This window comes from Ideonella sp. BN130291, from assembly GCF_036231905.1.
GTDB lineage: Bacteria > Pseudomonadota > Gammaproteobacteria > Burkholderiales > Burkholderiaceae_C > CAMLIZ01.
In genome coordinates, this window is record NZ_JAZARE010000006.1 from 380171 (window position 1) to 401892 (window position 21722).

Sequence of the window (21722 nt, forward strand, 5' to 3'; positions counted from 1 at the left end):
TCCGCGGCGCGCAAGCGGCGGCCGCTCAGGTCTGCATCAGGCGCCGGCTGCGCGAGATCGACATCAGGATGCCCAGCCCCAGCCCCAGGGTCACCATCGCGGTGCCGCCATAGCTGATGAAGGGCAGCGGGATGCCCACCACCGGCAGGATGCCGCTCACCATGCCCATGTTGACGAAGGCATAAGTGAAGAAGCTCAGGGTGATCGCGCCGGCCAGCAGGCGCGAGAACAGCGTGGGCGCTTCGGCCGCAATCATCAGGCCGCGGAAGATGAGGAACAGGAACCCCACCACCAGCAGCACCACGCCGATCAGGCCGAACTCTTCGGAGAACGCGGCAAAGATGAAGTCGGTGGTGCGCTCCGGAATGAACTCCAGATGGGTCTGCGTGCCCTTCATGAAGCCCTTGCCGCTGAGGCCGCCGGAGCCGATGGCGATCATGCCCTGGATGATGTGGAAGCCCTTGCCCAGCGGATCGGTGGTGGGGTCCAGCAGCGTGCAGACGCGGTGCTTCTGGTACTCGCGCAAACCGGGCCAGTTGATCTCCGGCCTGCAGATCGTGTCGCCGTAGATCACGAGCGCGGTGATCGCGATCGCGCCCACCACCAGCACCGGCACGATGAGCTTCCAGTTCAGGCCGGCGAAGAAGATCACGTACAGCCCGGCCGACAGCACCAGGATGGCCGTGCCCAGGTCCGGCTGCTTCACGATCAGCCCCACCGGCAGTGCCAGCAACACCAGCGCCACCGCGAAGTCCAGGCCGCGCAGCTGGCCCTCGCGGCGCTGGAACCACCAGGCCAGCATCAGCGGCATCGCGATCTTCAGCACCTCGGAGGGCTGGATCACGACACCCACGTTGAGCCAGCGGGTGGCGCCTTTCTTGGTGATGCCCATCACCGCGGTGGCCACCAGCAGCGCCACGCCCACGGTGTACAGCGGCACCGCCAGCATCATCAGGCGCTGCGGCGGCACCTGGGCCACCAGGAACATCACGCCGAAGGCCAGCAGCATGTTGCGCGCATGGTCGGGAAAGCGCGTGCCCGAATCGAAGCCGGCCGAATACATGGTGACCAGCCCGAGCGCGCACAGCCACAGCACCGCCAGGCCGAGCAGGACGTCGAAGCCGATGAAAGCCGGCTTGATGCGCTGCCACAACGACGGCTTGTCAAATGCGGCGCTCATCGGCTGGCTCCTGAGGCGGTGGGCAGCGGCGCCACAACGCCACCGATCGGCGGCAGCGGCCGGCTGGACGCCACCTCGGGCGCCGAGGCCGCCAGCAGGGCGGACGCCGCCTGCGCCACCGGCACCGGCGGCTTCAGCGGCGCGGTGGCCTTGCCCTCCTGCACTGCCGCAATGTCCTCGGGCGTCGGGTAGACCCCCTGCAGCCAGTAGTCGAACACCCGGCGCACGATGGGCGCCGCCGACTGGGCGCCGAAGCCGGCGTTTTCCACCACCAGCGCCACGGCGATCTTCGGCTGCTCGGCCGGTGCAAAAGCGCTGTACAGCGCATGGTCGCGCAGGTGCTCGGCCATCTTCGCTGCGTTGTACTTCTCGTTGGCCTTGATGCCCACCACCTGCGCGGTGCCGGTCTTGCCGGCCGCCACATAGGCCGCGCCCCGGAACGCCGCGGCGGAGGTGCCCTCGATGTTCACGCCCACCATGGCACGCTTGATCACCTCCACGTTCTCCGGCTTCAGTGGCACCGACGGCAGCGGCGTGGCGGCCACCTTGCGTGCGTCGTTGCTGACCACGTTGACCACCTCCTTCACCAGGTGCGGCTTGAAGCGCACGCCGCCGCTGGACATGGTGGAGGTGGCCTGCGCCATCTGCAGGATGGTGAAGCTGTTGTAGCCCTGGCCGATGCCCAGCGAGATGGTCTCGCCCGCATACCACTTCTGCTGCTCCGGCTTGCGAAAGAACTTGCGCTTCCACTCCGTGGACGGCAGCAGGCCCTTGGACTCGCCCCGGATGTCGATGCCGGTGATCTGGCCGAAACCAAACGGTGCCATCTGCTCGGCCATGGTGTCCACGCCCAGGTCGTTGGCCAGCATGTAGTAGTAGGTGTCGCAGCTCTGCACGATGGAACGGTACATGTCCACCAGGCCATGCCCGCCTTCCTTGTCGTCGCGGAACTTGTGGTTGCCGAACCAGAAGTAGCCAGGGTCGGAGATCGCCTGGCCGGGCGTGCGCTTGCCGGTCTGCAGGCCGATCAGCGCCATGAAGGGCTTGTAGGTGGAGCCGGGCGGGTAGGTGCCGTTGAGGGCGCGGTTGAGCAGCGGCTTGTCGATCGACTCGTTGAGCTCCTTCCACGAATCGCTGTCGATGCCGTCGACGAACAGGTTGGGGTCGAAGGTGGGCTTGCTCACGAAGGCCAGGATCTCGCCGGTGCGCGGGTCCATGGCCACCAGCGCGCCGCGCCGGTCGCCGTACAGCTGCTCCACCAGCTGCTGCAGCTTGATGTCGATGGACAGGCGCACCGTGTTGCCCGGCGTGGGCGGGCTGGCCTTCAGGCGCCGCACCGCGCGGCCGCCGGCGCTGGTTTCCACCTCCTCGAAGCCGGTCACACCATGCAGCTCGCGTTCGTAGCTCTGCTCGATGCCCAGCTTGCCGATGTAGTCGGTGCCGCGGTAATTGGCCACCACCTCGTCGGGCTCCTCGTCCAGCGCCTCCTGCTCCTTGGTGTTGATGCGCCCGATGTAGCCCAGCACATGACTGGCCACCTCGCCGAAGGGGTAGTGGCGGAACAGCCGGGCCTTGATCTCCACGCCGGGGAAGCGGAAGCGCTGCGCGGTGAATCGTGCCACTTCCTCTTCGCTCAGCTTGGTGCGGATGGGCAGCGACTCGAAGCTCTTGGACTCCTCCAGCAGCTTGCGAAAGCGGCGCCGGTCGCGCGGCTCCACGCTGACGATCTGGGCCAGCGCGTCGATCACCTCGTCGATCGGGCGGTCCAGCTTGGAGGGCGTGATCTCGATCGTGTAGGCCGAGTAGTTGTTCGCCAGCACCACGCCGTTGCGGTCCACGATCAGCCCGCGGTTGGGCACGATGGGCACCACCGAGATGCGGTTGTTCTCGGCCTGCAGCTGCAGCTGGTCGTGCTTGACCACCTGCAGGTGCACCAGCCGGGCCATCAGCAGGCCGAAGGCGAACAGCACGAAGGCAGCCGCCGCGATCAGGCGAAAGCGGAACCGCGACAGCTCGCGCTCGAGGTTCTTGAGTTCAGTCATTCCAGGGACCTATCGCGTGCCAGCCCTGCACGCAACCTGCGCACCAACGCAGCCCAGCGGACGCCGCAGAACCGGCTCCGCCGAGCCGCTGGCGGCGCCCCCTTGAGGGGGAAGCGCCGGAGGCGTTCCGGGGGTGGGTCATCACAAGGGCCGGTTTTCGTCCCGGTCTGGCGGGCGGCGCTGCGGCGCCAGCAGCAGCCAGTTGGCCACCGGCCACAGCAGCGCTTCGAACAGCGGCGCGAGCGCAAACGACCAGCCGGGGAACATGCCGCCGGCCAGCAGGCGCACCAGCAGCGCCACCACGTGCATGCCGGCAAACAGCGGCAGCAGCTGCAGCGCCTGCGACGGCACCGTGAACCACAGCAGCCGGCGGTGCAGCGCGATCGACGAGAACCCGAGCAGCGTGTAGGCCAGCGCATGCTGGCCCAGCAGGGCACCGTCGTGCACGTCCATCATCAGGCCGAAGAAAAACGCCACGCCCACGCCCACCCGCAGGGGCTGGTGCACGCTCCAGAACACGAGCGCGATGGCCAGGAAGTCCGGCATCGCCGGCACCCGGCCGAATGGCACCAGGTTCAGCATGAAGGCCAACAGCAGCGTGAACCACATGAACACCGGGTTCAGCGGCAGCAGCAGCTGGTCGGAGCCGCGCGGCATGATCATCGCGAGGCTCCCCTGGCGGGCGCGGATGCCGCCGCCGATGCGGCGTCCGCCGGTTTGCCCTTGGCCTTGCGCGCCTTGCCCACGGCCTCGATCGGCACTTCGGGTTCCGGCCGCTTGGGCATCTGCAGGCCCAGCGGCTCCAGCACCAGCACATGGCGCACCGAATCCGGCTTGGCGGTGGGCGCGAGCAGGATGTGCGCAAAACCCGATTCGCCCTTGCGGTCCACCGACACCACCCTCGCCACCGCGAGGCCAGCGGGATACACGCCGTCCACGCCGGAGGTGGTGAGCAGGTCACCCTCCTTCACGTCGGCATTGCTGGCGATGAAGCGCAACTCCATGCCACCGCCCAGCGAGGTGCCGAAGGCGGCGCTGCGCTGCTGCGTGCGGGTGTTGAGCACGGGAATGGCGGCGTCCTTGTCGGTGAGCAGCGACACCTCGGCATTGAGCGGGTACACCCGCGTCACCTGCCCCAGCACGCCGGCTTCATTGACGACCGGCGAGCCGAGCGCAATGCCGTTGAGCGAGCCGCGGTCCAGGAACACCTTGCGCGAATAAGGATCGGGCGCTTCGTACAGCACCTCGGCCGCCACGCTGCGCACCTGGATGGCCGGCCGCAGCTCCAGCAGCGCCCTCAGGCGCGCGTTCTCGGCCGCCAGCTGCTCACCCCGTGCCGCACGCTCGGCCTGCGCGGCCAGCTGGCGCCGCGCAGCATCCTCGGCGGCCAGGGCCTTGCTCAGGCCGCCGAGATAGTCACCACCCCCGCGCCACACCTCCAGCGGCGTGCGCAGCGCGCGCTCCACCGGGCTCAACACGGTGGCGATCGCGGCCCGCAACGGCAACACCATCTTGAAGCGGGTGTCCGCCACCATCAGGAACAGCGCCAGCGCCGAAAAGAACACGAGCTTGCTCAGGGCGGAGTAGCCCTGGCGAAACATCGGTGGCGGGTTGCGGTCTAGGGTGCCCAGCGGCATGGCACGCAGTGTGGCTTAACGGAACGCCAGGCGGTCTGGCACGGAGGTGAGGGCCAGCGTCCCTCTGGGACAGGCCGCGCAGCGGCCAGGGGCGATGGTGGCGGCGGGGCGACTTGCGGACGGGTTGCCCGGCCGCAAGTCGAGCCCCCTCGGGGGGCGGCCGTCAGACGGCCGGGGGCTCACTCTCGCTCACTCGGACGTGAAGATGGAGCCCAGGCGTTCCATGCGCTCCAGGGCCATGCCGCAACCGCGCACCACGCAGGTCAGCGGGTCTTCGGCCACCAGCACCGGCAGGCCGGTTTCCTCGGCGAGCAGGCGATCCAGGTCGCGCAGCAGGCCACCACCGCCGGTGAGCATCATGCCGCGCTCGGCGATGTCGGCGCCCAGCTCGGGCGGGGTTTGCTCCAGCGCGTTTTTCACCGCGGAGACGATCTGGTTCAGCGGGTCGGTGAGCGCTTCCAGCACTTCGTTGCTGGAGATGGTGAACGCACGCGGCACGCCTTCGCTCAGGTTGCGGCCCTTGACTTCCATCTCGCGCACTTCGCTGCCCGGGAAGGCGCTGCCGATGCCGACCTTGATCGCCTCTGCGGTCTGCTCGCCGATCAGCATGCCGTAGTTGCGGCGGATGTAGTTGATGATGGCCTCGTCGAACTTGTCGCCACCCACGCGCACGCTGCCCTTGTAGACCATGCCGCCCAGCGACACGACGCCCACCTCGGTGGTGCCACCGCCGATGTCGACCACCATGGAGCCGGAGGCTTCGCTCACCGGCAGGCCGGCGCCGATGGCCGCGGCCATGGGTTCTTCGATCAGGTAGACGGCCGATGCGCCGGCGGCTTCGGCCGCGTCCTTGATGGCGCGGCGCTCGACCTGGGTGGAGCCGCAGGGCACGCAGATGATGATGCGCGGGCTCGGCGTGAGCAGGCTGCGCGGGTGCACCATCTTGATGAACTGCTTGATCATCTGCTCCGTGATCACGAAGTCGGCGATCACGCCGTCCTTCATGGGGCGGATGGCCTCGATGTTGCCGGGCACCTTGCCCAGCATGGCCTTGGCTTCGGCGCCAACGGCCTGGATGACTTTCTTGCCGTTGGGGCCGCCTTCGTGGCGGATGGCGACGACCGAGGGCTCGTCGAGCACGATGCCTTTGCCACGCACGTAGATCAGCGTGTTGGCGGTGCCCAGGTCAATCGCGAGATCGGTCGAGAAGTAGCGACGCAGGGATCCGAACATGGTTTTTTGGGGTGCGGGGCGCTTCCGTTGAAGGGCGCGCCTGGGGTCCGTCGTGCGGGCACAAAAATCCTCCGGACAGGGCTGCAGGTCTGGAGGACCCGGCAACCGCACCGGAGGGCTGTGGATAACCAGAGATAATACCCGATCACCCTGCGGTTACGGGGCTTCCGGCAACCGCTGCAACGAGCGAAATCAAGGGGTTTTCGCCCCCAATTCCAGATGGCCCTGACCTCCGATGACGTCAGCCGCATTGCGCACCTCGCACGGCTGGAACTCAAGCCCGAAGAACAGGCCGCGATGCTGCAGCAGCTGAACGGCTTTTTCGGCATCGTCGAGCGCATGAGTGCGGTCGATACCAGCGGCGTGGAGCCGCTGTACACCCCGCTGTCCGCGGTGCAGCAGGTGAGCCTGCGCCTGCGCGACGATGCGGTGACCGAGGCCGACCACCGCGCGCTCAACCAGCGCAGCGCACCGGCCGTGGAAGACGGCCTGTTCCTCGTGCCGAAGGTGATCGAATGACCCGTGCGCTGCACCAGATGGGCGTGGCGGAGCTGGGCCGCGCGCTGCAGGACAAGGCCGTTTCCAGCGTCGAAGTGACGCAACACCTGCTTTCACGCATTGCGACTCACGAACACCTGGGCGCATTTCTCGCCACCGCCGGGGACGCGGCGCTGCAACAGGCGCGGGCCGCGGACGAACGCCGGGCCAGCGGCCAGGCGACCGCGCTGACCGGCATCCCGATCGCCCACAAGGACATCTTCGTCACCAGCGACCTGCCCACCACCGCCGGCTCGCGCATGCTGCAGGGCTACCGCAGCCCCTTCGACGCCACGGTGGTGGCGCGCCTCGGCGAAGCCGGCGTGGTGTCGCTGGGCAAGCTCAACTGCGACGAGTTCGCCATGGGCTCGGCCAACGAGAACTCGGCCTACGCCCCGGTGAAAAACCCCTGGGACACCGGCCGCGTGCCCGGCGGCTCGTCGGGCGGCTCCGCGGCCGCAGTGGCTGCGCGCCTGCTGCCGGCGTCCACCGGCACGGACACCGGCGGCTCCATCCGCCAGCCGGCGAGCTTCTGCGGCATCACCGGCATCAAGCCGACCTACGGCGTGTGCTCGCGCTACGGGATGATCGCCTTCGCCTCCAGCCTGGACCAGGCCGGCCCGATGGCGCGCTCGGCCGAGGACTGCGCCCTGCTGCTGTCGGCCATGAGCGGCTTCGACGAGCGCGACTCCACGAGCGCGCAGCGCCCGCCGCAGGACTTTCATGCACAGATGCTGCAGCCGCGCGAAGGCGCGTCGGCCGGCCAGCCGCTGAAGGGCCTGCGCATCGGCCTGCCGCGGGAATTTTTCCCCGAAGCGCTGGCGCAGGACGTGAACGGCGCGGTGCGCGCCGCATTGGCCGAGCTGGAGAAGCTGGGCGCCACGCTGGTGGATGTGAGCCTGCCGCGCACCGAGCTCTCGATCCCCGTGTACTACATCATCGCGCCGGCCGAAGCCAGCTCGAACCTGAGCCGTTTCGACGGCGTGAGGTATGGCCATCGTGCCAGCCAGTATGGCGACCTGATGGACATGTACAAGAAGACGCGTGCCGAGGGCTTCGGCCCCGAGGTGAAGCGCCGCATCATGATCGGCACCTACGTGCTCAGCCACGGCTACTACGACGCCTACTACCTGCAGGCGCAGAAGCTGCGCCGCATGATCGCCGACGACTTCCAGGCCTGTTTCCAGCAATGCGACCTGATCGCCGGCCCGGTGGCCCCCACGGTGGCCTGGAAGCTGGGCGACAAGGGTGGTGACCCGGTGGCCGCCTACCTGGCCGACATCTTCACCCTGCCCGGCAGCCTGGCCGGCCTGCCCGGCATGAGCATCCCCGCGGGCTTTGGCGAAGGCGGCATGCCGGTGGGCCTGCAGTTGCTGGGCAACTACTTCCAGGAAGGCACGCTGCTGCACGCAGCCCATGCCTTCCAGCAGGCCACCGACTGGCACCAGCGCGCACCGGCCGGAATCTGAACCGATGAGCACACCGTCCCTGATCCGTGGCTACGAGGTCGTCATCGGCCTGGAAACCCACGCGCAGCTGTCCACCCAGTCCAAGATCTTCAGCGGCTCCTCCACCGCCTTCGGCGCCGCGCCCAACACGCAGGCCAGCGCGGTGGACCTGGCCCTGCCCGGCACCCTGCCGGTGATGAACCGCGGCGCGGTGGAACGCGCCATCCGCTTCGGTTTGGCGGTGGGCGCCAAGGTGGCGCCGCTGTCGATCTTCGCGCGCAAGAACTACTTCTACCCCGACCTGCCCAAGGGCTACCAGATCAGCCAGTACGAGATTCCGGTGGTGCAAGGCGGCAGCCTGTCGTTCTTTGTCGGCGACGCCGAGAAGACCGTGCGCCTGACCCGTGCCCACCTGGAGGAGGACGCCGGCAAGTCGCTGCACGAGGATTACCACGGCCTCACCGGCATCGACCTCAACCGCGCCGGCACGCCGCTGCTGGAGATCGTGACCGAGCCCGACATGCGCTCCGCCGCCGAGGCGGTGGAGTACGCCAAGGCGCTGCATGCGCTGGTGGTGTGGCTGGGGATCTGCGACGGCAACATGCAGGAAGGCAGCTTCCGCTGCGACGCCAACGTGTCGGTGCGCAAACCCGGTGGGCCGCTGGGCACCCGGCGCGAAATCAAGAACCTGAACAGCTTCCGGTTCCTGCAGCAGGCGATCGACGCCGAGGTGCAGTGGCAGATCGACCAGCTGGAGGACGGTCTGGCGGTGCAGCAGGCCACCGTGCTGTTCAACCCTGACAGCGGCGAAACCCGCGCGATGCGCACCAAGGAAGACGCGCATGACTATCGCTACTTCCCCGACCCCGACCTGCCGCCGCTGGTGATCGAGCCGGCGTGGGTGGAGCGGGTGAAGGCGGAGATGCCAGAGCTGCCGCGGGTGATGGCCGAGCGCTTCCAGCGCGAGGACGGGCTGCCGGCTTATGACGCGTCGATGATGACTCAGAGCCTGGCCTTTGCCGGTTTCTACGAAGCCGCCAAGCGCGCCGGCGCCAACCCCAAACTGGCCGCCAACTGGCTGATGGGCGAGGTGTCGCGCCGGCTGAACGCGGAAGGCCGCGGCATCGAGGCCTCCCCGGTGGGCGCCGACACCCTGGCCGCGCTGATCCGCCGCATCAGCGACGGCACGGTGTCCAACAACGGCGCGCGCCAGGTGTTCGATGCGCTATGGACCGGCGAAGGCCGCGACGTGGACGCCCTCATCGAGGCCAAGGGCCTGAAGCAGATGAACGACTCCGGCGCGCTGGAGGCCATCATCGACGAGGTGCTGGCCGCCAATGCCAAGTCGGTGGAGGAATACCGCGCCGGCAAGGAAAAGGCCTTCAACGCCCTGGTCGGCCAGGTGATGAAGGCCAGCAAGGGCAAGGCCAATCCGGCCCAGGCGAACGAGCTGCTGAAGAAGAAGCTGGACTGAGGGCGCTGGCGGCCTCGCTGCAGGCCGCGCCCCGGGCCGGCCGATCAGCGGCGCTTTGGCGGGGCGCTCAGGCCGCCGTCCGCTGCCACCGTGCCGGGCGAGGCGCCCGCCCACAGGCGCTTCAGCCGCGCCAGCTCCGCGTCATACAGCCGGTTGATCCGCTCCAGCTCCGCCTGCTGGTTCTGGATGGCTGTGCGCTGCGCTTCGACCGACGCGTCGTTGGCATCCAGCTGCTGTCGCAGCTTGGCAGGCAGCGCCTTGCCCTTGTAGAACTCGGCCTCGGCCAGCAAGGGCTTGCGCTCGGCCGCCAGCTCGTTCACCCGCTGCTCCGAGGCCTTCATGGCCAGGCGCACCGTGTCCAGTGCCGCCTCGCGCGCCTTGGTGTGGCTGGCTTCGTCGGGGTAGCGCGCGACCAGGTTGCGGTCGCGCCGGATCGCGTCCACCTGCTGCAGGCGTTCGATTTCAGCCCGGCGGTCGCGCATTTCCTTCTCGGCGCGCTCCTCGGCCGTCATCTGCGGCGGCATCACGCGCTTGAGCGAGCCGTCGCTGTTGAGCACGCGTTGCTCGCGGGCATTGCACTCGGGAATGGGCCGGTCGGAGGTGAGGCGCCGGCCATCGGGCGTGACGCAGGTGTAGATGCCGGCCGTGCCGCTCTTGTCCTCAGCGCTCCAGGCGGGGCCGGCCAACGCCGCCAGGGCGCACAGCAGCGTGCTGCGTGCAACCCGGGACCGTGAACCGGCTCCTCTGTTCATTCAAACCCCGTAACGCTCGCGGTAGGCCGCCACCCCGGTGGCATGGGCGAGCAGGGAGGCATCACCACCGGACCGCAGATACTGCAACAAATCCGCCAGGGTGGCGATTGCCACGACTTGCAGACCCAACTTGGACGTGACGTACTGCACTGCGGACCAAGGCACGTCGGCGCCGTTCTCGGTGGCTTTCTCCTGCCGGTCCAGCGCGATCGCCACGCCGCACGGGGTGGCCTTGGCGGCCTGGATCATGGCAATGGATTCGCGCACCGAGGTGCCCGCGGAAATGACGTCATCGATGATCAGAACGCGGCCGGCCACCGGCGCGCCGACCAGCGTGCCGCCTTCGCCGTGGTCCTTGGCTTCCTTGCGGTTGTAGGCAAAGGGCACGTTGCGCCCCAGTCGCGCCAGCTCGATGGCCACCGCGGCGGCCAGGGTGATGCCCTTGTAGGCGGGGCCGAACAGCATGTCGAACTGCAGACCCGAGGCCAGCAGGCGGCGTGCATAGAATTCGGCCAGGCGCTGCAGCTTGGCGCCGTCATCGAACAAGCCGGCGTTGAAGAAGTAAGGCGACAGGCGCCCGGCCTTGGTCTTGAATTCCCCGAAACGCAGCACTCCCGCGTCCACCGAGAACTTCACGAACTCCTGGGCCAGCGGATCGGTGGGCGTGGTGGTCATCGTGCGTTTGATTGGTGTGGAGAACCTGTGTTCCGGCTCGTGACGCTCAACTTGAACGGCATCCGCTCCGCCGTGAACAAAGGCCTGCTGCCCTGGGTGGACAGCGTGGCCGCCGATTGTATGGGGGTGCAGGAGGTCAAGGCGCAGGCCGCGGACGTGGACGGCCGCTTCGAGCACATCGCCGGCATGAAGGGCCACTTCCACTTCGCGCAGAAGAAGGGCTACTCCGGCGTGGGCGTGTACGCCCGCAAGGAGCCGAGCGACGTGGTCATCGGCTTCGGCGTGCCGGAGTTCGACGACGAAGGCCGCTACGTGGAATGCCGCTTCGACACCCCGCACCGCAAGCTCAGCATCATCAGCTGCTACTTCCCCAGCGGCTCCAGCGGCGAGGAGCGCCAGCAGGCCAAGTTCCGTTTTCTCGACGTGGTGTACCCGCACCTGCAGCGGCTGAAGGGCGAACGCGAGTACATCCTCGTGGGCGACATCAACATCGCGCACAAGGAGATCGACCTGAAGAACTGGCGCGGCAACCGCAAGAACAGCGGTTTCCTGCCGGAGGAACGGGCGTGGATGAGCAAGGCGCTTGATGAGCTGGGGCTGTGCGATGTCTTTCGGCGGCTGAACCCGCATCCGGAGCAGTACACCTGGTGGAGCAACCGGGGGCAGGCTTGGGCCAAGAACGTGGGGTGGCGGCTGGACTACCACCTGGCCACGCCGGCGCTGGCGGAGACGGCGAGGAGCGAGAAGATCTATCTCGACCAGCGCTTCTCCGACCACGCGCCGCTGACCATCGACTACGATTTCACGCTCTGACCCCCACCGATGCTGCGCTATCACACCGTGCCGGTCACCGCGTTCCAGCAGAACTGCTCGATCGTCTGGTGCGATGAGACGATGGCGGCCGCCATCATCGACCCTGGCGGCGAGGTGGACCGGCTGCGCGGCGAATGCGAGCGCCTGGGCGTGCAGCTGCAGGCGGTCTGGCTCACCCATGCCCACATCGACCACGCCGGCGCTGCCGGCCAGCTGGCGCGCGAGGACAAGCTGCCGATCATCGGCCCGCACCCCGGCGACCAGTTCTGGATCGACGGCCTGCCGCAGCAGAGCCGGATGTTCGGTTTCCCCCCTGCCGAGGCGTTCTTGCCCAGCCGCTGGCTGGCCGATGGCGACACGGTGACGCTGGGCCACTGCACCCTTGCGGTGCGCCATTGCCCCGGCCACACGCCCGGCCACGTGGTGTTCCATTCGGCCGAGGCCCAGCGCTGCTTCGTGGGCGACGTGCTGTTCGCCGGCAGCGTGGGCCGCACCGACTTTCCGGGCGGCGACTTCGACACGCTGGTCGCCAGCATCACGCAGCGGCTGTGGCCGATGGGCGACGAGACGGTGTTCATCCCCGGGCACGGGCCGGAAAGCAGCTTCGGCGAGGAACGACGGTCGAATCCGTATGTCACGGACCCGCGTAGTGCAAGGTAAATAGGTCACAGGCCATGCGGTGACATTCACCGCCCGGCCGCCAGGGCGACACCTACGCTTGCTTCCAACACAAGGAGGAAGCCATGTTCGACCTGCTGCCCACCATCGCCGACGAACCCCCTGCCGCCGCTCCTGCCGCGTCGCGCTACTGTGGCCCGGAGCGCCGCAGCCAGGAACTGCTGTTGTGGCTGGTGGCAGCGATGCTTGACGAGGTCGACTACGGCATGTTGCTGGTCACCCACGACGCGCAGGTGCTGCACGCCAACCGGGTGGCCCGGCAGGAACTTGACGCCAGGCATGCCCTGCAACTGCTGGGCGAGCAGCTTCGCGTGCGGCGTCCGCAGGACGTGGCGCCCTTGCGCGAGGCGCTGGACGGCGCGGCCCGCCGCGGCCTGAGGCGCATGCTGACACTGGGCGGCGAGGTGCCGGTGAGCCTGGCGGTCGTGCCGCTCGCGGCCTCGACGCCGGCGTTCGAGGGTGCGGTGCTGGTGATGTTCGGCAAACGCCAGGTGTGCGAAGCGCTGTCGGTGCACTGGTTCGCCCGCAGCCACGGCCTCACATCCGCCGAAGCCGCCGTGCTGGCTCGCTTGTGCGCCGGCGAGCGGCCGAGCGAGGTGGCCGACCGCCAGGGTGTGGCCATCTCGACAGTGCGCACTCAGATCACCAGCATCCGGGCCAAGACGCGCGCCGCCAGCATCCGGGCGCTGGTGCAGCAGGTGGCGGTGCTGCCGCCGATTGTGGGTGCGCTGCGCAGCCTGAACAGCTAGCGTCGGCAGCAGGCGCTGGCTAGGATGCGGGCGACATGCCCGCTCGCCCACCCAGCCCCCGCATCGAAGACCTTCCCGGCATGAGCGACGCGCTCAAGGCGCTGGCTCAGCGGGGCGAGGTCCGGCACTACCGCAAGGGCACGGTGCTGATGCAGGAGGGCGACGAGGGCGGCACGCTGCTCATCATCCTCAGCGGCCGAGTGCGGGTGTACTCGGCCAACGGCGAAGGGCGCGAGCTCACGCATGGGACCTATGGCCCGGGGGAATACATCGGCGAGATGAGCCTGGACGGCGGGCCGCGGTCGGCCAGCGTGGTGACGCTGGAGGCCTGCTCGTGCGCCTTCGTGACGCGCGTGCTGCTGCACCGTTTCATCGGTGAGCATCCGGAGTTCGCGTTCGAGTTGCTGACGAAGGTGATCTGGCGGGCGCGGGCAGCCACGCTGTCAGCGAAGCAGCTCGCGCTGAGTGATGTGTATGAGCGGCTGGTGGCACTGCTTGGTCGCATGGCCCAGGACACGCCCGACGGGCAGCGGACGTTGGATCCGCTGCCCACGCACCAAGCCTTGGCCAACGAACTCGGCTGTTCACGCGAGATGGTCAGCCGGTTGCTCAAGGACCTGGTGCGGGGCGGCTACTTCGAGCTGTCCGCTCACAAGCTCAAGTTCATGCGCCGCGTACCGGACCGTTGGTGATCAGGCCCACTCGGCAGCGGCCGCCTGGAGCACCGTGGACCACACGCTGCGGCTGGAGCCAGTGCCCATGGCGACAAGCTCCCGCCCCACCGCGCGTCCGAACGCGGCGCCTTGCCTCACGTCCAGCTCGGTGTGCAGTCGGGCCCACATGCGGTTGTCGCCGATATCCCCCGCCATGGTGGCCAACGCTGCATTCGAAGTCGGCCGCACGAACGCCAGGACTTCCGCCAAGGCGCCCGTGACCGCCGGGTGCCCCGCCGGGTACGCCGAGTACGCCGGCGTGACGATACCCGCCGGAGGCGGTGGCGAAGGCGGCTGGAAACAGCTGTCGGACGGGCGCGCCACCGAGGCGATCCCCTTCGCATGGAACACCAGGGCGGAGGTCACCCTCGCCGTGACGTCGACGACCAGGCACGTCCACGAGAGGGTGTTGGTGCCGCAACGTCCTGGCAGCCAGGCGCCCACGCCCATCGCCAGCGCCATGTCCAGGTCAGCCGTGAACTGCTGCAACGCCATTCGAAGCGCCTGCGCCGCCGTGGGGTTTCCCAGCCGGCTCACCGCGTTGACTTCCAACTGGACGCTCGCCTTCAAGGTCCTGGCGTGTTGCCAGAGGAGACTTGCTCCCGCGGTCAGCTTGAGTCCGGGGATGGTCCCGGTGTCGCAACTCCAGGGGGCGCCATCGTCGTCGAGGTAGTCCACGTCGAACTTGCGGCGCAACATGCGCGACAGAAACTCCCGCCGAGGGTCTTCCAGCATGTGTGCCAGGTTGTCCAGATCGGGATCCTGGGCCGGATCGATGACCTTGCCGGGGTCGGACGGTAGCGGGCCCGTCACGCTTTCGACCATTTGCACCCTCTGCGTGAAGTCGGATGCGTGGTTGGTCATCAGGTCGCACAGCGCCCGTTGCGACCGGGGCGGCTGCGTCGTGGTGAGCATGCCTAGCGCGGTGGAAAGACCCGACGGGCTCGCTGTCCCGATGTCGGCTACTTGCTCGTTCGTCATGGCTCCATCTCCCGTTCTACCGTGGTATTCCTGCCTCCAGCAGGGCCGCACCTTGCCGTCGCGCGATGTCCGAGTCGCCGGCAACGTGATGGTCGAGGAACCGCTGCACGGAGGCCGCGGGCCGCATGGCGAGGTAGCGTTGCGCGGTGCGGCGGGCCAGGAGCACATCGCCCGCCTCCACTGCCGCCACCATCAGCTGCACCATGCTCGACAAGTGCAGTGCGTTCAGCGCCACCGAGCGTTCGGCTGCGACCAGCGCCTCCCGGTGCCGCCCCGCCAGCGAGTAGGCACACGACGCCAGCAACTCCACGAAGTAGTTCATCGGGTCCAGAGGTGACAAGGCCTGGGCCTTGCGCACCGCATCGAGTGCCTCTTCGCCTCTTCCCAGGTAGGTGAGCGTGTTGCCGAGGAAGGCCCACGCCAGCGCCTCGTTGGGGTGCAGGGCGACCGCCTGGCGAAGCAGGCCTTCGGCCTTCTCCAGCCGAGCGTCCTTGAACGCATACAAGTGCCCGCGCATGGCCAGTGCAAGCCCGTGTTCCTCGTCATCGGCCAGCGCGCGCTCCAGGTGGCGCTCGGCAAAGTCGAGCTCCGAGCGGTCGGTGGTCCAGTTCTGCGCGACGCGAAGGAAGTGCCACTTGGCGAGCCACGCACGCGCCTCGGGTGCTCGGGGGTGCCGGTCGACCAGGTGTTCCAGCGCTTCGCCGGCGCGTTGCGAATCGGCGCGCGACAGCCGGTGCAGCAGACCCACCGCCTGCAGCAGCAGTGCATAACCGGGCAGCGACGGCATGGCCGCCTGGTGCGCCAGCACCAACTGCCGCTGCAGCAAGGCACTGCATATCGACTCGGCGAGCGCTGACGCCCACTGCTGGTGCGGCCGGAACAAGGTGTCGGCGTCGACCTCGGCGCCGCCGCTCCACAGCGTTTCGCCGCTGCGCACTTCGACCAGTGACACGCGCAGGGCGAACCCGCTGCCTGCCACACCCACGGAGCCTTGTACGGTGTAATCGGCGTTGAGCACACGCAACTCGCGCGGGCCGATGTTGCGCCCCGCCAAGGCCTGCACGCTCAGGCGCGACACCACACACAGGAACGATTGGCGCGACAGTGCCGCGCTCACCGCATCGGCCAGCGGCGCGCACGCCGGGTGAACGGACGGCACGCCGTCCGCAGAGCGCAGCGGCAGCACCGCAACCAGCGGCAGCACGCTATCCGGCGAAAGGCGCACCGGCGCATCGCCACCAACGGGGCGGACCCGGAACGCACGCTGCGGCCCTTCGATGTGCTTGAGATAGCACTCGCCGAGATCCTCCACCTCCACATCCAGCCCGGCCAGCAGTTCATCGCGCACCTCGGCCGACACGACGATGTCGCCGGGGCGGGCCAGCCCGGCAAGGCGCGCAGTGAGGTTGACGCCGGCGCCGTATACATCGAGTTCGTCGACCACCACGTCGGCAACATGCACGGCGATGCGCAGCTGCATCTGCGCATCGGGCGCGCGGCCCTCGTTGTAGGGCGCCACCAGCTGTTGCATCCGGCAACCGGCCTGCACGGCCCGGCGCGCCTCGGCGAACTCCAGCAGCATCCCGTCCCCCAGACTCTTCACGAGCCGTCCCCCGTGGACAGGCAGCACCTCGGTGCGCACCTCGTTGACGAAGCGTCGCCAGCGGTCGATCACGTCATCCTCATGCTGCTGCATGAGGCGCACCGACTCGACGACATCCACCACCACGATGGCGCGGCGGGCCCGGCGCAACTGGGGCCAGCCAGCATCCTCCTGAGTGGTCGTGCTCATCGTCACGATGTTTCGACTTGTTTTCATCCCCATTCTGTGGGATGCATTCCGTCGAGCACAAGCGATCTTTTCCACTGCACCGCGCCGGTGCAGTGCACGTCATTCAAACGGTGGACGACAGCGTGCGGGCCGGCCACTACCTTGGCGGCTCCCACAACAGCCACCCGAGAGGACGCCATGGCCATCGACACTCGCCGATTTGCCCGCATCACCACCCTGGCCGCCGCTGCGGCGGCCCTCGCCGCCTGCGGTGGAGGCGGCGGCGACGACACGCCTGCCCCGCCGCCGCCTCCGCCCCCGCCCCCCGCCGTGCAGGCCGTGCAAGGCACGGCCGCCGTCGGCGGCGCGCTGGCCCATGCGACGGTGAGCGTCGTCGACACCACCGGCGCCTCGGTGTGCACCGAATCCGCGATCGTGACCAGCGACACTGGCACCTACACCTGCACGCTACAGGCCGGCAAGACAGCGCCGTTCGTCGTGGTGGTCACCGATGCCGAAGGCGCCGTGGCGCCGCTGGTCAGCGTCGGCACCAGCACGCCGGTGGCCGGCACGCCGGCCACCGTGAACGCCACGCCGCTCACCACGGCCATCGTGGCCCAGCTGTCGCCCGACCGCAGCGCCCTGACGGTGGCGGCCCAGCCGGCCAGCATCGACGTTGCTGCGCTGCAGTCGATCACGGTGAACGTGCTGGCGCAACTGGCCGACGTGGTTGCGTCGGTGAGCGCGCCGGCCAACTACAACCCCTTCACCACGCCGATCGTGGCCGCCACCACCAGCACCGCTGGCGATGCCGCCGACAAGGTGCTGGAGGTGCTGAAGATCAGCACCGTGAATGGCGAAACGGTGGTGGCCACGGTGGACAAGCCGGACCAGGCGGTGCCGCTGGCAACCACCATCCCCGCTACCGTGGTGCTGGCCGCACCCGCACCCGGCGTGGCCACCCTGTCACAGGAGCTGAGCGTCAGCGCCATCGGCCTCCAGCGGTGCTTCAGCGTGGACTTGCCGCAGCGTGTGATTTCCGCCGACAGCTCCATTGCGCTCAGCGACGGAGGCCCGGAGGTCACGCAAGCGGCCGACGAATGCAACGAGATCGTGACCAACGACTACCTCCACAACGGCTACTCGTCCGGCCAGCACTTCTACGGCCTGCTGAACGACCCGGCCATGACGGGCGCCGTCTTCAGCGTGCCCGAGGTCATGCGCTTCATCGCTGCCTCCTCCTCCGTGCCGCAGGACCGTGCCGTCGTGAACCTGCGCTATGTGGACAAAAACGGCGTGGCGGGCAACATCATCACCGTGGCCTACAAGTTCGCCGGCTCCAGCAGCACGGCGCACCCCACCGAGTGGTGGCTGCATGGCAACCGGCATCCGATCGACAGCTCGGTGCAGGCGTCCATCCGCCGCCGCGAGCAGCTGGCGCCCAACCCGGGCACGGCGCCCTTCCCCAACGCACCCAGCAGCCGCTACGAAACCGGCCTGAACATCTTCATCAACAAGGACGGCCCCGGCAGCAGCGGCATGCGCGCCGTGCGGGTCACCGGCCCCGGGTTGCCGCCGGCCGGGCTGGTGTACACCCGGCCCGACCCCGCGCTCGCGCTGTCGCAGAACTGGATGAACATCAAGAGCAAGAACGGTGTCACCGACCCGGCCTCGGCCACCTTCTCGGCCAACGTGGGCAACGTGTTCCTCTTGCAGCGCACGCAAGGCATCAGCGGCGCGGATGCCAGCACGGTGCGGCCGAACCCGAACCAGTCGAACGGCAACAACACGCAGTTCGTCAACTGGGCCCATCCGGTGGACTACGGCGCTGCGCCGGGCAGCAGCAACTACATCGACTTCACCCAGCTGAAGGCACACAACGCCTATCACTTCGAGGTGTTCTATGACGGGGAGACGGCGCCCCGCCACAGCTATGACTCGACGCCGCTGACGCCGGTGGCGCCAGCCAGCTACGGCGGCGCGCTGCAGTGGGTGGACCTCACGCCGGCCACCAAGGGCTACCTCGATCCGGGCAACGTGCTCGCCGCCGCTACGCAGAGCATCGGCTTGTCGTGGAATGCCAATCCCTATGCCGAAACCATCCGGTCGGCCGGGGTGTACACCTACTCGGGCTCGGGGCCGGTCAACCAGGGGTTGGTCAGCGTCGCGCGGGGTGCCACCACCGCCACGGCGGCCGCGCCGGCGGTGAATGGCGTCACCGTGCCCTTCCCCACACTGACCAGCGACGGCAGCACCGGCCGGCAGCTGCAGCTGCGCTACCGCACGCTGGACGGCAGCTACAAGGACAGCATGACGCAGTACAACTGAGCGTAGCCGCCCGTGCACCGCAACGCCCCGCCCGAGCGGGGCGTTTTTCGTTCAGCCGCTGCTGCCCTTGGCGGCCGGCGGCCCGAACTTGCGGTCCGGCTTGTCCGCCCTGGCGTAGATCGGCTCCACCCGCGGCAGGTTGGCCTGGATGTCGTGGATGCGGCTCGGCCCCGACGGGTGGGTGGACAAGAACTGCGGTGGTGCGCCCTTGTTGGCGCCGAGCATCTTGTTCCACAGCGACACGCCGGCCCGCGGGTCATAACCCGCGCGTGCGGCCAGCTCCATGCCCACCAGGTCGGCTTCGGACTCGTCCTCGCGGCTGAACTTCAGCGTCAGCAGCTGGCTGCCCATGTTGAGCAGCGCGTCGCCGGTGTTGCCCAGGCCGAAGATGGCGGACAGCACGCCGGCGCCGATGCGGGTGGCGGCCGTCTTGCCCATGCGCTCGCGGGCGTGCTCGCGCAGGGCGTGGGCCATCTCGTGGCCCATCACCATGGCCACTTCGTCGTCGCTCAGCTGCAGGTTCTGCAGCAGGCCGTAGAAGAACGCAATCTTGCCGCCTGGCATGCAGAAGGCGTTGAGGTCCTTGGAGCCGACCAGGTTCACCTCCCAGTTCCACTGGCGGGCGCGCGGATTCCAGTCGTAGCTGTACGGGATGATGCGCTTGGCGATGTCGCGCAGGCGCTGCACCTGGGGGTGGCCATCCGGGCCGAGGGCGCGCTGCTGCGCCGCCTGCTGCATCATCTGGCGGTATTGCTGCGTGGCCGCCTGCTCCACCTGCTCGGCCGGCACCAGCTTGGAGAAGGACGATTCCTTGCCCACCTCCACACCCTCGCGCGCCAGCGCGGGCAGCGTGGCCAGGGCGCCGGCGCCCAGCAGGCCAGCGGTGAACAAACGCCGGCCGTGGCAGCTGCAGCCCAGCCCGTGACCCGCCGCCGCAGCGGGCAAATGCGCATCGGTGTTGAAAAAACGGTCCGTCATCTCAAGCCCTTGTCAGGCAAACAGTTCAGGCAAACGGTGCGCCCAGTACCCTAATCGTCCACCAGCGGCGCGTCGGGGTCCACCTCCAGCGCTTGCACGGTGGCGCGCAGCCACCAGAGCATGCCCAACGCCGGCAAGGCCATCACCGTGGACACGATGAAGAAGGTGGGCCAGCCGATCGACTCCGCCAGCACGCCCGCCAGCGGCCCCACCCACACCCGGCCCACCGAGGCAAAGGCCGACAGCAGCGCGTACTGCGTGGCGGTGAAGCGGTGGTTGCACAGGCTCATCAGGAAGGCCACGAACGCGGCCGTGCCCATGCCGCCGGAGAGGTTCTCGAAAGCGATCACCAGCAGCAGCCCCCCGTCCACCGGCGTGTCGGTGGCCAGCTTGACAAAGCCCCAGTCGAACGCCGGAATGGTCAGCCCCGGGATCACGCCCTTGCCGGACACCGCCAGCCACCAGAAGCCCACGTTGCTGGCCGCCTGCAGCACACCAAACAGCAGCAGCGAGCGCCACAGCCCGAGCTTGACCATCAGCGTGCCACCCACCAGCGCGCCCAGGATGGTGAGCCACAGGCCCAGCACCTTGTTCACCACGCCCACCTCGGCCTGGCTGAAGGCCATGGCCTTGAGCAGGAAGGGCGTCATCAGGGATCCGGCAAAGGCGTCGCCCAGCTTGTAGAGCACGATGAAGCCGAGGAAAGCGCCTGCACCGGGCAACGAGAAGTAGCTGCGCAGGCCGTTGATCAGGGTCTCGAAGCGGGCCTTGCGCGCGGCCCAGGCCGCCAGCGGCAGCGTGAACGCGATGCCCAGCAGCAGCGCCAGCAGGTCGGCCCACTTGGTCTGCAGGGCGGGCGACAAGCTGCTGCCTGCCCAGAAGGGCTGCAGCAGCGCCTTGGCGATCGGCTCGCCGATGCGGTCCGTCACGGCCGCGCCCACCGCCACCGCGGCCACCACGGCCACGAAGCCGATCACGTCGTGCCGCGCCACGCTGCTGGGCGGACGTGGTGTCCTCAACGGCGGCAGCAGCAGGGCCGACACCGCGGCCGCCCCCACCATGATGGCCGCCATCAGCTGGTACACCTGGGGCCAGGTCCAGGCGCCGCCTTGGGTCGGGTCGGTCCAGATGAACGCGATGCCGCCGGAGAAGATCATCGCCATGCGGTAGCCCAGCACGTTCAGCGACGAGCCGATGCCACGCTGGGCGGGTGGCAGCAGGTTGGTGCGGTACGCGTCGTACACCACGTCCTGCGAGGCCGAAAAAAACGCCACCAGCAGCGCCAGCAGGGCAAAGGCACGGGTGGCGCCGGTGGGTGAGGTGGCGGCCATGGCCATCAGCGCAGCGGCCAGCAGCAGCTGGGTCAGCACCAGCCAGCCGCGGCGCCGCCCCAGCCAGGGCAGCTCGAAGCGGTCCATCAGCGGCGCCCAGAGGAACTTGAAGGTGTAGGGCAGGCCCACCAGGCTCAAGAAGCCGATGGTGGCGATGTCCACGCCTTCCTGGCTCAGCCAGGCCTGCATGGCCTGGCCGGTGAGTGCCAGCGGCAGGCCGGAGGCGAAGCCGAGCACCGTCACCACCACCAGCCGGTGCAGCGCGGCAGCCCGGTGCACGGGCGCGGCGGCGATGGAGCGGTCGGAAGACACGTCGGTCATCGGTCCATTCTAGGGACGCAGCCCACGGCGGCGGCGGAGCGCCACGGTGCCTGCCAGCGTTTGCCGACGCACCCATGTGGC

The 21722-nt window shown here is 68.6% G+C and carries 19 protein-coding genes; 8 read left to right on the top strand and 11 right to left on the bottom strand.

Annotated elements, in window-relative coordinates:
- Window positions 1–25 precede the first annotated feature (25 nt).
- From rodA to VPH43_RS15535, 5 genes are all read right to left on the bottom strand, one after another.
- Window positions 26–1180, bottom strand: a complete 1155-nt coding sequence (rodA, locus tag VPH43_RS15515) for a rod shape-determining protein RodA (RefSeq protein WP_328578620.1) — start codon at window positions 1178–1180, stop codon at window positions 26–28.
- Window positions 1177–3222 carry a penicillin-binding protein 2 gene (mrdA, locus tag VPH43_RS15520; RefSeq protein ID WP_328578621.1) on the bottom strand — a complete coding sequence of 682 codons (2046 nt, stop codon included), beginning with the start codon at window positions 3220–3222 and terminating at the stop codon, window positions 1177–1179. The genes rodA and mrdA overlap by 4 nt, the downstream gene beginning before the upstream one ends.
- A gap of 141 nt (window positions 3223–3363) precedes the next feature.
- Window positions 3364–3885: a rod shape-determining protein MreD gene (gene mreD, locus VPH43_RS15525; RefSeq protein ID WP_328578622.1), complete on the bottom strand. Its 522-nt coding sequence runs from the start codon at window positions 3883–3885 to the stop codon at window positions 3364–3366.
- Complete coding sequence (mreC, locus tag VPH43_RS15530; protein WP_328578623.1) at window positions 3882–4859, bottom strand: rod shape-determining protein MreC; 978 nt, start codon at window positions 4857–4859, stop codon at window positions 3882–3884. The genes mreD and mreC overlap by 4 nt, the downstream gene beginning before the upstream one ends.
- Before the next feature lie 189 nt (window positions 4860–5048).
- A complete protein-coding gene (locus tag VPH43_RS15535) occupies window positions 5049–6092 on the bottom strand; it encodes a rod shape-determining protein (protein WP_328578624.1) in 1044 nt (347 codons plus the stop codon).
- Between the two features lie 219 nt (window positions 6093–6311).
- Between VPH43_RS15535 and gatC the strand changes: the two genes are divergently transcribed.
- The 3 genes from gatC to gatB are packed head-to-tail and all read left to right on the top strand — an operon-like array spanning window position 6312 to window position 9551.
- Window positions 6312–6611, top strand: a complete 300-nt coding sequence (gene gatC, locus VPH43_RS15540) for an Asp-tRNA(Asn)/Glu-tRNA(Gln) amidotransferase subunit GatC (RefSeq protein WP_328578625.1) — start codon at window positions 6312–6314, stop codon at window positions 6609–6611.
- Window positions 6608–8098: an Asp-tRNA(Asn)/Glu-tRNA(Gln) amidotransferase subunit GatA gene (gene gatA, locus VPH43_RS15545; RefSeq protein ID WP_328578626.1), complete on the top strand. Its 1491-nt coding sequence runs from the start codon at window positions 6608–6610 to the stop codon at window positions 8096–8098. Before gatC ends, gatA begins: the two co-directional genes overlap by 4 nt.
- Window positions 8099–8102: 4 nt before the next feature.
- Window positions 8103–9551 (top strand): Asp-tRNA(Asn)/Glu-tRNA(Gln) amidotransferase subunit GatB, encoded by a 1449-nt coding sequence (gene gatB / locus VPH43_RS15550; protein ID WP_328578627.1) that lies wholly within the window; start codon window positions 8103–8105, stop codon window positions 9549–9551.
- Between the two features lie 44 nt (window positions 9552–9595).
- On the opposite strand, the gene VPH43_RS15555 is transcribed toward gatB, so the two are convergent.
- Together VPH43_RS15555 and pyrE are read right to left on the bottom strand one after the other, a co-directional pair.
- Entirely contained in the window at window positions 9596–10303 is a 708-nt protein-coding gene (locus VPH43_RS15555; RefSeq protein WP_328578628.1) for a hypothetical protein, read from the bottom strand.
- Complete coding sequence (gene pyrE, locus VPH43_RS15560; RefSeq protein WP_328578629.1) at window positions 10304–10978, bottom strand: orotate phosphoribosyltransferase; 675 nt, start codon at window positions 10976–10978, stop codon at window positions 10304–10306.
- Between the two features lie 27 nt (window positions 10979–11005).
- Between pyrE and VPH43_RS15565 the strand changes: the two genes are divergently transcribed.
- The 4 genes from VPH43_RS15565 (at window position 11006) to VPH43_RS15580 (ending at window position 13910) form a co-directional block, all read left to right on the top strand.
- Window positions 11006–11791: an exodeoxyribonuclease III gene (locus VPH43_RS15565; RefSeq protein WP_328578630.1), complete on the top strand. Its 786-nt coding sequence runs from the start codon at window positions 11006–11008 to the stop codon at window positions 11789–11791.
- A gap of 9 nt (window positions 11792–11800) precedes the next feature.
- A complete protein-coding gene (locus tag VPH43_RS15570; RefSeq protein ID WP_328578631.1) occupies window positions 11801–12451 on the top strand; it encodes an MBL fold metallo-hydrolase in 651 nt (216 codons plus the stop codon).
- An 83-nt stretch (window positions 12452–12534) separates the two neighbouring features.
- On the top strand, window positions 12535–13218 hold the full coding sequence (locus VPH43_RS15575; protein ID WP_328578632.1) for a helix-turn-helix transcriptional regulator: 684 nt from the start codon (window positions 12535–12537) through the stop codon (window positions 13216–13218).
- Window positions 13219–13253: 35 nt separating this feature from the next.
- Window positions 13254–13910: a Crp/Fnr family transcriptional regulator gene (locus VPH43_RS15580; RefSeq protein WP_328578633.1), complete on the top strand. Its 657-nt coding sequence runs from the start codon at window positions 13254–13256 to the stop codon at window positions 13908–13910.
- On the opposite strand, the gene VPH43_RS15585 is transcribed toward VPH43_RS15580, so the two are convergent.
- Window positions 13911–14912, bottom strand: coding sequence for a hypothetical protein (locus VPH43_RS15585; protein ID WP_328578634.1), 1002 nt, complete (start codon window positions 14910–14912; stop codon window positions 13911–13913).
- Window positions 14913–14928: 16 nt separating this feature from the next.
- Window positions 14929–16779 (bottom strand): adenylate/guanylate cyclase domain-containing protein, encoded by a 1851-nt coding sequence (locus VPH43_RS15590; RefSeq protein ID WP_328578635.1) that lies wholly within the window; start codon window positions 16777–16779, stop codon window positions 14929–14931.
- Between the two features lie 102 nt (window positions 16780–16881).
- Here VPH43_RS15590 and VPH43_RS15595 point away from each other — a divergent pair, with 102 nt between their 5' ends.
- Window positions 16882–19011 carry a hypothetical protein gene (locus VPH43_RS15595; protein ID WP_328578636.1) on the top strand — a complete coding sequence of 710 codons (2130 nt, stop codon included), beginning with the start codon at window positions 16882–16884 and terminating at the stop codon, window positions 19009–19011.
- Window positions 19012–19062: 51 nt separating this feature from the next.
- Here the strand turns inward: VPH43_RS15595 and VPH43_RS15600 are convergent, their stop codons facing one another.
- Together VPH43_RS15600 and VPH43_RS15605 are read right to left on the bottom strand one after the other, a co-directional pair.
- Window positions 19063–19989, bottom strand: a complete 927-nt coding sequence (locus tag VPH43_RS15600) for a M48 family metallopeptidase (RefSeq protein ID WP_328578637.1) — start codon at window positions 19987–19989, stop codon at window positions 19063–19065.
- Between the two features lie 50 nt (window positions 19990–20039).
- The gene (locus VPH43_RS15605; RefSeq protein ID WP_328578638.1) at window positions 20040–21641 is read right to left on the bottom strand and encodes an AmpG family muropeptide MFS transporter; all 1602 of its coding nucleotides are present in this window, start codon (window positions 21639–21641) and stop codon (window positions 20040–20042) included.
- Window positions 21642–21722: the final 81 nt, after the last annotated feature.

What these genes read in the sequence shown, in the direction of transcription:
- rodA (WP_328578620.1), bottom strand. Translation starts at nt 1,180, where the DNA reads ATGAGCGCCGCATTTGACAAGCCGTCGTTGTGGCAGCGCATCAAGCCG.
- mrdA (WP_328578621.1), bottom strand. Translation starts at nt 3,222, where the DNA reads ATGACTGAACTCAAGAACCTCGAGCGCGAGCTGTCGCGGTTCCGCTTT.
- mreD (WP_328578622.1), bottom strand. Translation starts at nt 3,885, where the DNA reads ATGATCATGCCGCGCGGCTCCGACCAGCTGCTGCTGCCGCTGAACCCG.
- mreC (WP_328578623.1), bottom strand. Translation starts at nt 4,859, where the DNA reads ATGCCGCTGGGCACCCTAGACCGCAACCCGCCACCGATGTTTCGCCAG.
- VPH43_RS15535 (WP_328578624.1), bottom strand. Translation starts at nt 6,092, where the DNA reads ATGTTCGGATCCCTGCGTCGCTACTTCTCGACCGATCTCGCGATTGAC.
- gatC (WP_328578625.1), top strand. Translation starts at nt 6,312, where the DNA reads ATGGCCCTGACCTCCGATGACGTCAGCCGCATTGCGCACCTCGCACGG.
- gatA (WP_328578626.1), top strand. Translation starts at nt 6,608, where the DNA reads ATGACCCGTGCGCTGCACCAGATGGGCGTGGCGGAGCTGGGCCGCGCG.
- gatB (WP_328578627.1), top strand. Translation starts at nt 8,103, where the DNA reads ATGAGCACACCGTCCCTGATCCGTGGCTACGAGGTCGTCATCGGCCTG.
- VPH43_RS15555 (WP_328578628.1), bottom strand. Translation starts at nt 10,303, where the DNA reads ATGAACAGAGGAGCCGGTTCACGGTCCCGGGTTGCACGCAGCACGCTG.
- pyrE (WP_328578629.1), bottom strand. Translation starts at nt 10,978, where the DNA reads ATGACCACCACGCCCACCGATCCGCTGGCCCAGGAGTTCGTGAAGTTC.
- VPH43_RS15570 (WP_328578631.1), top strand. Translation starts at nt 11,801, where the DNA reads ATGCTGCGCTATCACACCGTGCCGGTCACCGCGTTCCAGCAGAACTGC.
- VPH43_RS15575 (WP_328578632.1), top strand. Translation starts at nt 12,535, where the DNA reads ATGTTCGACCTGCTGCCCACCATCGCCGACGAACCCCCTGCCGCCGCT.
- VPH43_RS15580 (WP_328578633.1), top strand. Translation starts at nt 13,254, where the DNA reads ATGCCCGCTCGCCCACCCAGCCCCCGCATCGAAGACCTTCCCGGCATG.
- VPH43_RS15585 (WP_328578634.1), bottom strand. Translation starts at nt 14,912, where the DNA reads ATGACGAACGAGCAAGTAGCCGACATCGGGACAGCGAGCCCGTCGGGT.
- VPH43_RS15595 (WP_328578636.1), top strand. Translation starts at nt 16,882, where the DNA reads ATGGCCATCGACACTCGCCGATTTGCCCGCATCACCACCCTGGCCGCC.
- VPH43_RS15600 (WP_328578637.1), bottom strand. Translation starts at nt 19,989, where the DNA reads ATGACGGACCGTTTTTTCAACACCGATGCGCATTTGCCCGCTGCGGCG.
- VPH43_RS15605 (WP_328578638.1), bottom strand. Translation starts at nt 21,641, where the DNA reads ATGACCGACGTGTCTTCCGACCGCTCCATCGCCGCCGCGCCCGTGCAC.